Source organism: Streptomyces sp. NPDC052052, assembly GCF_040680455.1.
Lineage (GTDB): Bacteria > Actinomycetota > Actinomycetes > Streptomycetales > Streptomycetaceae > Streptomyces.
Window position 1 is genome coordinate 25,441 of sequence record NZ_JBFAWU010000018.1, and the last position, 13,007, is coordinate 38,447.

The 13,007-nt window shown below is 69.5% G+C and carries 12 protein-coding genes; all 12 read left to right on the forward strand.

Annotation, left to right across the window (positions count from 1 at the left end; all coding sequences use genetic code 11):
- Window positions 1–43: 43 nt before the first annotated feature.
- The 12 genes from AB0L71_RS21770 (at window position 44) to AB0L71_RS21825 (ending at window position 12,960) form a co-directional block, all read left to right on the forward strand.
- Window positions 44–1,048 (forward strand): HAD-IIIC family phosphatase, encoded by a 1,005-nt coding sequence (locus AB0L71_RS21770; RefSeq protein WP_365245369.1) that lies wholly within the window; start codon window positions 44–46, stop codon window positions 1,046–1,048.
- On the forward strand, window positions 1,045–1,830 hold the full coding sequence (locus AB0L71_RS21775; protein ID WP_365245372.1) for an alpha/beta fold hydrolase: 786 nt from the start codon (window positions 1,045–1,047) through the stop codon (window positions 1,828–1,830). Before AB0L71_RS21770 ends, AB0L71_RS21775 begins: the two co-directional genes overlap by 4 nt.
- A 264-nt stretch (window positions 1,831–2,094) precedes the next feature.
- The gene (locus AB0L71_RS21780; RefSeq protein WP_365245375.1) at window positions 2,095–3,468 is read left to right on the forward strand and encodes an MFS transporter; all 1,374 of its coding nucleotides are present in this window, start codon (window positions 2,095–2,097) and stop codon (window positions 3,466–3,468) included.
- Window positions 3,461–4,747 carry a hypothetical protein gene (locus AB0L71_RS21785; protein ID WP_365245378.1) on the forward strand — a complete coding sequence of 429 codons (1,287 nt, stop codon included), beginning with the start codon at window positions 3,461–3,463 and terminating at the stop codon, window positions 4,745–4,747. Before AB0L71_RS21780 ends, AB0L71_RS21785 begins: the two co-directional genes overlap by 8 nt.
- Window positions 4,748–5,035: 288 nt before the next feature.
- The gene (locus tag AB0L71_RS21790; protein WP_365245381.1) at window positions 5,036–5,890 is read left to right on the forward strand and encodes a HipA family kinase; all 855 of its coding nucleotides are present in this window, start codon (window positions 5,036–5,038) and stop codon (window positions 5,888–5,890) included.
- Complete coding sequence (locus AB0L71_RS21795; protein WP_365245384.1) at window positions 5,887–6,270, forward strand: DUF3037 domain-containing protein; 384 nt, start codon at window positions 5,887–5,889, stop codon at window positions 6,268–6,270. Before AB0L71_RS21790 ends, AB0L71_RS21795 begins: the two co-directional genes overlap by 4 nt.
- 233 nt (window positions 6,271–6,503) lie before the next feature.
- A complete protein-coding gene (gene fabG, locus AB0L71_RS21800; protein WP_365245387.1) occupies window positions 6,504–7,265 on the forward strand; it encodes a 3-oxoacyl-ACP reductase FabG in 762 nt (253 codons plus the stop codon).
- Window positions 7,266–7,285: 20 nt separating this feature from the next.
- On the forward strand, window positions 7,286–8,041 hold the full coding sequence (locus AB0L71_RS21805; RefSeq protein WP_365245390.1) for an SDR family oxidoreductase: 756 nt from the start codon (window positions 7,286–7,288) through the stop codon (window positions 8,039–8,041).
- Window positions 8,042–8,159: 118 nt separating this feature from the next.
- The gene (locus AB0L71_RS21810; RefSeq protein ID WP_365245393.1) at window positions 8,160–9,740 is read left to right on the forward strand and encodes an ABC transporter substrate-binding protein; all 1,581 of its coding nucleotides are present in this window, start codon (window positions 8,160–8,162) and stop codon (window positions 9,738–9,740) included.
- An 87-nt stretch (window positions 9,741–9,827) separates the two neighbouring features.
- On the forward strand, window positions 9,828–10,511 hold the full coding sequence (locus tag AB0L71_RS21815) for a uracil-DNA glycosylase (RefSeq protein ID WP_365245396.1): 684 nt from the start codon (window positions 9,828–9,830) through the stop codon (window positions 10,509–10,511).
- Between the two features lie 166 nt (window positions 10,512–10,677).
- Window positions 10,678–11,163 (forward strand): hypothetical protein, encoded by a 486-nt coding sequence (locus tag AB0L71_RS21820; protein ID WP_365245399.1) that lies wholly within the window; start codon window positions 10,678–10,680, stop codon window positions 11,161–11,163.
- Between the two features lie 855 nt (window positions 11,164–12,018).
- Complete coding sequence (locus AB0L71_RS21825; protein WP_365245402.1) at window positions 12,019–12,960, forward strand: Gfo/Idh/MocA family oxidoreductase; 942 nt, start codon at window positions 12,019–12,021, stop codon at window positions 12,958–12,960.
- The last annotated feature ends 47 nt before the right edge of the window (window positions 12,961–13,007 follow it).

Below are 13,007 nucleotides of genomic sequence, written 5' to 3' on the forward strand. Positions count from 1 at the left end.
GAGCACGACCCGCACGAAGCCCCGGCAGGGACGGATCAAGTGCGTGGTGTGGGATCTGGACAACACCCTGTGGGACGGGGTCCTGCTGGAGGACGGACAGGTCACCGTGCGCCCCGAGGTGGTCGAGGCGATCAGGCGGCTCGACGAACTCGGCATCCTGCACTCCATCGCCAGCCGCAACGACCACGACAGCGCGGTGGAGCGCCTTCGGGAGGAGGGGCTGGCGGACTACTTCCTCTACCCCCAGATCAACTGGAACCCCAAGTCCGCCTCGGTCGAGCAGATCGCCACGTCGCTCAACATCGGCCTGGACGCCGTCGCCTTCGTGGACGACCAGCCCTTCGAACGGGAGGAGGTGGAACACACCCACCCGAGCGTGCTCACGGTCGACGTCACCGAACTCGCCGAGACCCTCCGCACCCCGGAGTTCCAGCCGAAGTTCGTCACCGACGAGTCGAGGATCCGGCGCGAGATGTACCGCAGCGCCGCCCTGCGCGACCGGATCGAGCACGACTACACCGGGACGAACGAGGAGTTCCTCGCCACGCTCGACATGCGCTTCACCATCTCCGAGGCCCGGCGTGAGGACCTGCAGCGCGCCGAGGAACTGACCGTGCGGACCAACCAGCTCAACTCCACCGGCCGCACGTACTCGTACGAGGAACTCGACGAGCTGAGGCACTCCCCGGACCACCTGCTCCTGGTGGCCGGGCTCACCGACCGTTACGGCACCTACGGCACGATCGGACTCGCCCTGGTCGAGCGGGGCCGGCCCGCCTGGCATCTGCGGATGATGCTGATGTCCTGCCGCGTGATGGCCCGCGGGGTCGGCACGGTGCTGCTCAACCATGTGATGCGGCTGGCCCGCGAGGACGGCGCCGTGCTGCGGGCCGACTTCGTGGAGACGGGCCGCAACCGGGTCATGTACGTCACCTACGCCTTCGCCGGCTTCCGCGAGGTCGAACGCGACGGCAGCCGGCTGCTCCTGGAGTCCGACCTGCGGCAGATCCAGCCGCCGCCGGAGTACCTGACGATCGAGGTGCGATGAGCGAGAACACCCAGGAGTCCCTGGCGGACGTGGGAGCCGCCGAGGGAACTGCCCGCCCGTGGCTGCCGTTCGGCGAGCCGTGCCTGTCGGCTCCCCGGCTGTACTGCTTTCCCAGCGCGGGTTCCAGTGCCGCGGGTTTCGCGCCCTGGCGCCGGCTGGCGCCCCCCGGTGTCCTCGTCTGCCCGGTACAGCCGCCGGGCAGGGCGGAACGGTTCCGGGAGACGCCGTACGACCGTTGTGACACCCTCGTCGACGAACTGGCAACCGCTCTGCGCGGGCAGTTCACCGGAACGTACGCGCTCTACGGGCACAGCCTCGGAGCGCTGGTGGCCTTCGAACTGGCGCGGCACCTGCGGAGCACGGGGGCCCCACCGCCTGTCCACCTGTTCGTCTCGGGCCGTCCGGCGCCCCACCTCCCGTCCTTCAGGCGGACCTTGTACGCCCTCCCTGCTGCCGACCTGATCGGCGAGGTGGCGAGGATGGGGGGGACGCCGGAGGAGATCCTGCGTACGGACGACGTCATGGAGCTGCTCTTGCCGCTGCTGCGCGCCGACCTGGCGGTCAACGAGACGTACGAGTACCGGGAGCAGCCGCCGCTGGGCATCCCGCTCACCGTCTTCGGCGGGAAACGGGACCCCCGGGCCGACGAGGCCGAGATCCTGGCCTGGGAACGCCTCACCAGCGCTCGTTTCCAGGCTCGGATGTTTCCCGGCGGACACTTCTTCATCAACGACCGAACGGAGGAACTGATGGAAATAATGGCGCGATCCCTGCTCGGCTGAAAGCATTCGTTCGGCCCGGTGGCTTCGCGCCGAAGCGTCGTGGCAGCAGTTCGCCGTAGCTTCCATTCGATTTCCGCCCCGTGATCCGGACTTCGGTCAGGGGTGACGCCACCACTGGTTCGGGGGCGTACGCATCGATGGCGGACTGGTGCCTTTCGCAGGAGGAACTCGTCCCCCGTCCCCCCACACCCGGACGCAGACCATGACTCCAGCACCCTGCCCGACCTGTGGAATCTTCCCCCTCGGCGCCGCAGGACGCCCGTGATGCCCGAGCCCGTGAACCGCCTGGAGGCACTCCCCGACAGCACCGAAGCCCGATGGCAGGCGACACGGCGCGGCCGAATGGGCTGGTACGGCTACGACTGGGCAAATTCCGTTTTCACCACGTCCGTCACCTCGATCTTCTTCGGGCCGTACATCACCGATGTCAGCGAGAAGGCGGCCGATGCCGACGGATTTCTCCACCCGGTCGGGATTCCGGTGCTGGCCGGCTCCTACTACCCCTACATCTCTGCCCTGGCCGCCCTCCTCCAGGTCTTCGTGCTCCCCACGGCGGCAGCCCTGACCGAACGCCATGACAAGGGGCGCCTGCTCTGCGCCTTCGCCGTCACCGGCGCCGTCGCGGCAACGGGCATGTGCGCGATCGGGGAGACGGACTACCTCCTCGGCGGGGCGCTGTACGTGGTGGCCGGAATGGCGTTGGGCGCTTCGGTCATGGTCGCCAACACCTATCTGCCGGTCCTGGCCCCTCCCGAGCGGCAGGACCGGATGTCCACCGAGGGCTCGGCGGCGGGCTTCCTCAGCAGCGGCGCCGTCCTGCTGCTCGACCTCGTGCTGTACGCCAACCATGACGCGCTGGGTCTGACCGAGGACCAGGCGGTGCGGGTGATCCTGCTCATTACCGGACTGTGGTGGCTGGTGTTCGCCGTCGTGTCGGTGTGGCTGCTGCGCGGCTACGGCAGCAGCCCCACCGACACGACGACCGACGGGGAGCGGGCCGGTGCCTACCGGGCCCTGTTCCCGGCGGTCCGGAAGCTGTGGAGCCTGCCGGGGGCCGGCTGGTTCCTGGTCGCGTTCCTGCTCTACAACAACGGCATGCAGGCGGTCACCTCCCTGGTGGGTACGTTCGCCGTGAAGGCGATCGGCATCCCTCAGGACCGCCTGGTCATCGCGGTGCTCGCCGTCCAGTTCGTCGCCTTCGCCGGTGCGCTCGTCGCGGGACGCCTGGCCGAGCGGCACGGCGGTCGCCCGGTGCTCCTGGGGTTCGTGCTGGTCTGGATCCTCACTGTCGTAGCGGGCGCACTCATCCCCGGCGGAGCGTTCGGCGCGTTCCTGGCGCTGTGTGTCGGCGCCGGCTTCGTGGTCGGGGGGACCTACGCGTTGTCGCGTTCGGTCTTCGTCAAGTTGGTACCACCGGACCGCACGACGGAGTACCTGGGCATCTTCGAGACGGCCAACCGGTGCATGGCCTTCCTCGGCACGTCGGCCTTCGGCCTCGTCCTGCAGTGGACGGGCAGTTACCGCACCGCATGGCTGTCGATCCTGGTGTTCTTCCTGGCAGGCGCCCTGACCCTGGTGCTCGGCACCGGCGCCGCCCGAAATGCCGGAACCCGGCGTGAGGAGACGATCCATGGCTGACACCCCGCGTGCCGGTCGCCGTTACCGTGTCCTGCTCACCGAGGCCTCCAGCGCCTCGGCCCGCGAGATCCTGACGGTGCTCGGGCGCCAGGGGCACGAGGTCGGAGTCATGGACAGCGGTGGTCTCTCCTTCACCGCCCTGTCGCGTTGGGCGCACCGACGCCACCGGAGCCCCCGGTTCTCCGCGGACCCGGAACGCTACCTCGACGCGTTGCGGCAGGTGCTGACGAGCCATCCGTACGACGTCCTGCTGCCCACGCACGAGCAGGCGGTCGCGCTGTCACGGCACCGTGAGGAGTTCGCCGGTCTGGGGGCCGGGCTCGCGGTGCCCGACTTCGACGCGATGCGGAAGGCGCAGGACAAGGTCGCGGCGGTACGCCTCTTCGAGCGGCTCGGGCTGCCCCAGCCGGACACCGCCCTGGTCGCCGAGGAGGGCGAGGTGCCGGCCGCGGCGGGACGACTGCCTGCCTACGTCAAGCTCCCGGTGGCCACGTCGAGCCGGGGAGTGTGGCGCGCGGACGACGCCGCGGAACTGTCCGGGATCGCGGCGAAGCCGCAGGTGCGGGAGGTCTTCGCCCGCGGTGGTGAGATTCTCGTGCAGCGGGCGGTGCCGGGACGGCTGGTGATGATCCAGGCACTGTTCGACCGGGGCGCGCTCGTCGCTTCCCACACGGTGCTGCGCAGACGGGAAGGCGTGCAGGGCAGTGCCTCCGCCAAGGAGTCGCTGGTGTTGCCCGAGGTGACCCGGCACCTCACCGAGCTCGGCTCCGCGCTGGACTGGCACGGCCCCCTGTCCCTGGACGCGATCCTGGACCGGGACCGCGGCCGGGTCCACTACATCGACGTCAACCCGCGCCTGGTGGAACCCGTGAACGCCGAAGTCGCGGGTGTCGACCTGGTGCGGCGCTGGCTCGCGCTGTCGTGCGGCGAGGAGACGGGTCCGCCGCCGGTGGCCCGCCCCGGTGTCCGCACCCACATGCTGCTCATGGCGGTCGTGCGGCACGCGGAAGTGGGCCGCGGCCGGGGGGCGGTGCTGCGTGAACTCGCGCAGGCCGCGGCCGGACGCGGATGGTACGCGCAGAGCCAGGAGGAACTCCTGCCGATCCGCTCGGACCCGGCGGGCGCCCTGCTGCTGGGCGCCGTCAGCGCCTGCCTGCTGATCTCCCCGAGACTGTGGCAGCGCCTGGCCGGATCCGGCGCACCTGCCCATGCCCTGAGCGCGGAGGGCTGGCGGCAACTCGTCGACGCCGAGCCGCGGAGAAATCCGGGGAATCCCTGACCACCCGGGGGAACTCGCGGAGATGCGCGGCGCCCCCACCATGCTGAGCCGCTGGGACGACGAAGTGGGGCGGGTGCGGGACGGGAGGGAGCGCGTCCATATGCTCACTTCATGCCGGAGGCCGGGAGCATGGGCCGTGCGGCGATCGATGGGCTTCTCGGGAAGCGGGTTTCCGGTGCCGGTCAGGACCTCCCGGAATCCCCCACGGCTGATCGTGGCCGACGGGCCGGCTGTGCATGCTGGGAGCTGTTCGTTGAATGCAAGGTGGAAGACTGGGATGGCAGGGAAATGCTGAATGAGGTGACTGCGACCCGCTACGTCACGCCCCTGCGTGAGGGTGGCTCGCTCCCCGGGATCGTCGAGGCCGACGACCTCGGTACCTACGTCATGAAATTCACCGGCGCCGGCCAAGGCCGCAAGACACTTGTCGCGGAGGTCATCTGCGGACAGCTCGGCCGCCGGCTCGGCCTCCGCGTCCCCGCCCTCGTGCAGATCCAGCTCGACCCGGTCATCGGGCTCGCCGAGCCCGACCAGGAGGTGCAGGAGCTGCTGAAGTCCAGCGGCGGGCTCAACCTGGGGATGGACTTCCTGCCCGGCTCGATCGGCTTCGACTCGCTCGCCTACCAGGTCGACCCGCGGGAAGCCGGACGCGTGGTCTGGTTCGACGCGCTGATCAACAACGTCGACCGGTCCTGGCGCAACCCGAACATGCTGATCTGGCACGGCGACCTGTGGCTCATCGACCACGGAGCCACCATGATCTGGCACCACAACTGGCCCGGCGCCCAGGCCTCCGCCGCCAAGCCGTACAACGCCTCGGACCATGCGCTGGCCCCGTTCGCCCCCGATGTCGCGGCTGCCGCCGCCGAGCTGGCCCCGCTGGTGACCGAGGAACTGCTCACCGGGATCGCGGCCGACGTCCCTGACGAGTGGCTGGTGGACGAGCCCGGTTTCGACTCCACCGACGCGGTGCGCCGCGCCTATGTCGAGGCGCTGCTGCCGCGCGCCGCCACCATCCACGAGCGGATCACGATGGACGGGCCGACCGAGCCCCGGCCGTCGCAGGCCCCCGGCTGGCTCACCGACCACCTCACCCCCTGGCCGCATCCCACCAAGAAGAACGACAAGGACGGCCGGCGTTGACCGAGCGCGATGTCTTCGAGTACGCACTGCTGCGCGTCGTGCCGCGGGTGCAGCGAGATGAGTTCTTCAACGCGGGTGTGGTCGTCTACTGCCGTGCGCGGAGCTTCGTCGCCGCCCGTACCCATCTCGACGAGACCAAGCTGAAGGCCCTGGACCCGAGTGCCGACACGGCCGGTGTGCGGGCCGCGCTGCACGCCGTCGAGGGTGTGTGCCGTGGCGGTGCGGACGCAGGCCCGGCGGCCCGCGACGACGCAGGCCGCCGCTTCCGCTGGCTGATCGCTCCGCGTTCCACGGTGGTCCAGCCGGGCCCCGTGCACAGTGGTCTCACGGCCGACCCCGAGGCCGAGGTCGAACGGCTGCTCGACCTGCTCGTGCGCTGATCCATCACCCCGCTGTGACGCCCGCAGGTGCCGCGGCTGTGGCGCCGCGGGTGTGACATGCACCCCTGTGGCCGTGCGCCGTTGACACCGGGTGCCAGGGCTTCTAGCGTCTCGTCTGCTGAAGGTACTAAGCGGTTGCTCAGTCATCGGCAGGGCTCCCGGCACGCGAAGGTTCCGCGCCGGGCGCCCCCGACGTCCGCTGAGCCGCGATCCAAGGGCGAGGAGAACCAAGCATGTCCACCACCGAGCAGCGCGTCGCCATCGTGACCGGAGCGGCGCGGGGTATCGGCGCCGCCACCGCGGTGCGCCTGGCGGCCGAGGGCCGCGCCGTCGCCGTACTCGACCTCGACGAGGCGGTCTGCAAGGACACCGTCGAGAAGATCAACGCCGCCGGGGGCGCCGCGCTCGCCGTCGGCTGCGATGTGTCGGACAGCGCCCAGGTGGAGGCCGCGGTCGCGCGCGTGGCCGCCGAGCTCGGCGCCCCGACGATCCTCGTCAACAACGCGGGCGTGCTCCGCGACAACCTGCTCTTCAAGATGAGCGAGTCCGACTGGGACATCGTGATGAACGTGCATCTCAAGGGCGCGTTCCTGATGGCGAAGGCCGTCCAGAAGCACATGGTGGACGCCGGGTTCGGCCGTATCGTCTCGCTCTCCTCCTCCTCGGCGCTCGGCAACCGCGGCCAGGCCAACTACTCCGCCGTCAAGGCCGGTCTGCAGGGCTTCACCAAGACCCTCGCCAAGGAACTCGGCAAGTTCGGCATCACCGCCAACGCCGTCGCACCCGGCTTCATCGTCACCGAGATGACCGCGCAGACCGCCGCCCGGATCGGCATGGGCTTCGAGGAGTTCCAGGCCGCCGCCGCCACCCAGATCCCCGTGCAGCGTGTCGGCCGCCCCGAGGACATCGCCAACGCCATCGCCTTCTTCACGGGTGACGAGGCCGGCTTCGTCTCCGGCCAGGTCATGTACGTCGCCGGCGGACCGCTCAACTGATGCGAAGGGGTGCGGACATCATGACGGTGCAGGACAGCGGGAAGGTCGCGCTCGTCACGGGCGCGAGCCGGGGCATCGGCTACGGCGTCGCCGAGGCGTTCGTGGCACGCGGCGACCGGGTGTGCATCACCGGGCGGGGCGAGGACGCCCTCAAGGAGGCCGTCGAGCGCCTCGGTCCCGACCGGGTCATCGGCGTGGCGGGCAAGGCGCACGACGAGGCGCACCAGGCCCTTGCCGTCGAGCGCACCATGGAGGCGTTCGGCCGCGTCGACTTCCTGGTCAACAACGCCGGTACCAATCCGGTGTTCGGTCCGATCGCGGAGCTCGATCTCAACGTCGCCCGCAAGGTCTTCGAGACGAACGTGATCTCGGCGCTCGGCTTCGCCCAGCAGACCTGGAAGGCATGGCAGAAGGAGAATGGCGGGGCGATCGTCAATATCGCCTCGGTCGCCGGTTTGTCCGCTTCGCCATTCATCGGGGCGTACGGCATGAGCAAGGCCGCCATGGTCAATCTGACGCTGCAACTGGCGCACGAGTTCGCGCCGGTCGTCAGGGTCAATGCGATCGCTCCCGCGGTGGTGAAGACAAAGTTCGCCGAGGCGCTGTACGAGGGTCGTGAGGCGGAGGCCGCGGCGGCCTACCCGCTCGGCCGGCTGGGGGCTCCCGAGGACATCGGTGGGGCCGCGGCGTTCCTCACGTCGAGCCAGAGCGGTTGGATCACGGGACAGACCCTGGTGGTCGACGGGGGAATTTTCCTGAATGCGGGTGTGAGCTGAGAACGGCCTGAGCTGATTTGGCCGTTATTGACTCGAGTGCCCCACCGGGCCTGCGGATTGACCCGGTGGGGCACTGCGATATGGTCTGCCGACCCACGGCTGATCGAGGAGCGTTCACGTGTTCTACCGGGCCAGTCTGCAGGCCACTGCAGTCGTTGCTTCCCTTTCTCTGCTGGCAGGTTGCGGACTGTTGTCCGACAGCGGCTCGGAAGCGGAGCAGAAGATAGTCGTCGGTACGACCAGTGAGCCGTCCACGCTCGATCCGGCGGCTGCGTGGGACAACTCCTGGGAACTGATGCGAAATGTATTCCAGACCCTGGTGAGTTTCCCTACCGGTAGCACGAAGCCCGAGCCCGATGCTGCGGAATGGTGCAAATTCACCGATTTGACCAGCACGGCCTACCGGTGCAAGCTCCGCGAGGGTCTGAAGTTCTCCAACGGGGAGAAACTCGACGCCGAAGCCGTGAAGTACTCCATCGACCGGATCACGGAACTCGACGTCAAGGGCGGCCCCGTCGGCATGCTCGGCTCTCTCGACCGGGTGGAGACCGTGGGGGACGACACCGTCGTATTCCACCTCAGCAAACCGGACGCCACTTTCCCGTTCATTCTTGCCACGCCGGCGATGTCGTTGGTGGCGCCCAGTGCCTATTCGAAGCACAAGGTCCGCAATGACGGACAGGTCACCGGTTCCGGTCCCTATCTCCTGGATTCGTACAAGCCGGGAAACCGGTCCGAACTGGTGAAGAATCCGGACTACGACGGGTTCGCCAACCGCAAGAACGGGGCGGTTACCATTCGGTACTTCAAGGAGTCCGCCCCCATGGTCTCCGCGCTGAAGAAGGACGAGATCGACGCGATCTACCGAGGTCTGACCGCCGAGGAAGTCGTCAGCCTGCAAGACAACAAGGACAAGAACAGCAATCTGCAACTGGTCGAGACCGTCGGCGCGGACATCCGCTTCCTGGTCTTCAATCCCGAGGACCCGGCCGCCGGGAACGTGGCCGTACGGCGCGCGATCGCCCAGCTCGTCGACCGTGACGCCCTGGTGGCCAAGGTCTACCAGGGGACGGCCGAGCCGCTGTACTCGATGGTCCCCAAGGGCATCGCCGGACACACCACCAGCTTCTTCGACGCCTACGGTGACCCCGACAAGGCCAAGGCCGGCGAGATCCTCCTCAAGGCGGGCATCACCGAACCCGTCGCCCTGACCTTCTGGTTCACGACGGACCGGTACGGATCGTCCACGGCCCCTGAGTTCGCCGAACTGAAGCGGCAACTGGAGGCTTCCGGGCTCTTCAGGATCACCCTGAAGAGCAAGCCCTGGAAGGAGTTCCAGGAGGGCTTCACCAAGGGGGAGTACCCCGTCTTCGGCCGTGGCTGGTTCCCGGACTTCCCGGACCCGGACAACTTCATCGCCCCCTTCGTGGGCAAGGAGAGCGTCACCGGGATGCCGTACCTGAAGAAGGAGATCACCGAGCAGGTGCTGCCGCAGACCCGCAAGGAGAGCGACCGGGGCGCGGTCAGCAAGCAGTTCGAGCGTGCCCAGCAGATCCTCGTCGAGGACGTGCGGCTGCTGCCGCTGTGGCAGGGCAAGCTGTACGTCGCGGCGGGCGAGGACATCGGCGGCGGTGAGCGGGCCCTGGACCCGCAGACGGTCATGCAGATGTGGGAGTTCTACCGCAAGGCCAGCTGGTAGGCACGGGCGAGGCCGGCAGGGGCCGTTGTCAGTGGCCCCCGGTAGGTTCTCGTTCGAAGAACGGATCACCTACCGGAGGTTGTTGACGTGACCGACACCGACCTGCTGCCCGAGTCCTGGCGCGGCGTCCTCGGCGAAGAGCTCCAGAAGCCCTACTTCAAGGAGCTCACCGAGTTCGTCGAGGAGGAGCGGGCCAAGGGGCCGGTCTACCCGCCGCGCGACCAGGTCTTCGCAGCCCTGGAGGCCACTCCGTACGACAAGGTGAAGGTCCTCGTCCTCGGCCAGGACCCGTACCACGGGGAGGGGCAGGGGCACGGGCTGTGCTTCTCCGTTCGGCCGGGAGTCAGGACACCGCCCTCCCTGCGCAACATCTACAAGGAGATGAAGGAGGAACTCGGCCTTCCGATCCCGGACAACGGGTATCTGATGCCGTGGGCCGAGCAGGGGGTGCTCCTGCTCAACGCCGTGTTGACGGTACGCGCGGGTGAGGCGAACTCGCACAAGGGCAAGGGCTGGGAGAAGTTCACCGACGCGGTGATCCGCGCGGTCGCCTCGCGGCCCGATCCGGCCGTCTTCGTGCTCTGGGGCAACTACGCCCAGAAGAAGCTTCCGCTGATCGACGAGGAGCGCCATGCGGTGGTGAAGGGCGCGCACCCGTCACCGCTGTCCGCCAAGAAGTTCTTCGGTTCCCGTCCGTTCACACAGATCAACGAGGCGGTCGCCGCGCAGGGGCACGAGGCCATCGACTGGCGCATTCCCGACCTGGGCTGACACCACGGTTCCGCCCGGCCCGGGGGCGAACGCACCTGCTCGGCACGCCGGGCCGGGCGCCCGGTGGACAGCTCCAGGACGCCCGCCCGAGGAGCCTCAGCAAGATCGCCCCCCGCTGCCGCTAGCGTCGGACCGAACCGGGTGGACATGGGACAGGGAGGCCGCGATGGCGGAGCAGCCGGAGGCGTCCAAGGATGCCGTCATGACCAGGATCGGTCAGGCGATCATGCTGCTGCACGGTGGCGACCGGGAGGAGGCGCGCAATCGCTTCGGTGAGCTCTGGTCGGAGATCGGCGAGGACGGGGACGCCCTGCACCGGTGCACCCTCGCCCACTACATGGCCGACACCCAGGACGACCCGGGGGATGAACTGGCCTGGGACCTGAGGGCGTTGACCGCGGCCGGAAGCCTGACCGACGAGCGCGCGGCGCAGCACGCCGACGCGCTCGCGGTGCGGGCCTTCTATCCGTCGCTGCATCTCAATCTCGCGGCGGACTATGTGAAGCTCCACCGCCCCGAGGCGGCCCGGATCCATCTGGACCGGGCGCGCGCCGCCTCCGCCGTGCTGGCGGACGACGGGACGGACGACGGCTACGGGGGAGGGGTCCGCGCGGCGATCGAGCGGCTGGGGCTGAGGCTGCGGGAGATGTGAGGGCCGCCCCGGCCGCGGTGAACGGGCCGCCGGTCCGTTCTGCTTTAGCCGGGCTCAGCGGCCGTAGGTGCGTTCGCAGATCTGGGACTGTGGGCTGCCCGCGGGCCAGTGCCCGTATCCGCGTCCCAGAGCGCAGACGTCCGTCCCACTGATGGGGGCCGGCAGTTGCACAGGCGGCGCTGTTACAACGGTCGGGATCCGGCGGAGGCGGGGCTGCGCCGGATCGGGGTACGGCCGTGGCCGCGGCGCGGGGGGAGCGGCCCGGCGGGTTTCCGGTCGCGCGCCGGGTGCCGGGGAGGACGCGGAGGCGGACCGTTCGGGGCCGGCCACGGTTTCCAGGCGGTCGTGGACCGGTGGCCGCGCGATGGGGGACGCCAGGTTTGGGGTGGGCCTGCCGGCCCCGGGCCTGGACGGGGACTCCGGCTGCGCCGCCACGGACACACAGCCGGACAGGGCCGTGACCGCCACGCCGACCAGGAGCTTGAGGAAGATTCGGGTTCCTTGCACCTGATCGACTCTGGCGTGCGGCCCCGGTTCCGAGTGAGCCGGAAGGCCGGGAATGGCCCGCACGAGTGACGCCGGTCAGCGCAATACCGACCGCGACCCGAGTGCTGCGCGCAGCTGTTCGGTGAAGTCTGCGCGTCGCTCGTCCCCGTCGCGCGCCTGGGCCCCGGTCCGGGCTTCCCCTGCGACGGCAGTGCGGACCGCCGGTCGCCGCAGCGCACGTATGCTGCCCGGACGGAGGCTGCGCACCGGCCACCGCGCGGGACACCGGGCACGGACCGGGTCCGCGGGGCGGGCCGTCGCCCGGTGACCACACGCCGGCGAGCGCTGAACAGTGAGAGGGAGACCCTGGTGAAGGTCGGCTGCATCGGGCTCGGCGACATCGCGCAGAAGGCCTATCTGCCGGTTCTGACGGCCCTCCCAGGCATCGAACTGCATCTGCAGACCCGGACTCCCGCCACCCTTGCCGCGATCGCCGAGTCCCATCGGATCCCTTCCCGGCAGCGCCATGCCGACCTCGGCTCGCTTCTGGCCGCAGGCCTGGATGCCGCGTTCGTCCACGCCCCGACCGCCGTGCACCCCGAGATCGTGGAGCGGCTGCTGCGTGCAGGCGTCGCCACCTATGTCGACAAACCGCTGGCCTACGAACTCGCGGATTCCGAGCGCCTGGTGAACCTCGCAGAGGAGCGCGGGGTGAGCCTCGCCGTCGGCTTCAACCGTCGGTCCGCGCCCGGCTACGCGCAGTGCGCCGAGCATCCGCGCGAGCTGATCCTCATGCAGAAGAACCGGGTCGGCCTGCCCGCGGACCCACGCACCGTAGTGCTCGACGACTTCATCCACGTCGCGGACACCCTCCGCTTCCTGGTGCCGGGACCGATCGAGCACACCGCCGTGCACGGGAGGATCCGTGACGGTCTGATGCACCACGTCGTGCTGCAGCTGGCCGGTGACGGGTTCACCGCCATCGGCACGATGAACCGGCTCAGCGGCTCTGCTGAGGAGCGGCTGGAGGTGTCCGGCCAGAACTCCAGGCGTGAGGTCGTCAATCTCGCCGAGGTGATCGATCACAAGGGGCAGCCGACCCTGCGGCGGCGCGGCGACTGGGTTCCGGTGGCCCGCCAGCGCGGTATCGAGCAGAGTGTGCTGTCCTTCCTGGACGCCGTGCGGGCCGGGAAGGTGCTCAGCGCCGCGGACGCCCTGCGCACCCATGAGCTGTGCGAACGCATCCTGCTGGACCTGGACTGCGTCCAGCCGGGATCCCGATCGGGACCGGACCGGTGCCCAGGCACGTGAGCGGGGCGTGATCCGGCCGGGGATGCGCGGGGCCGCGCCCCGATGCA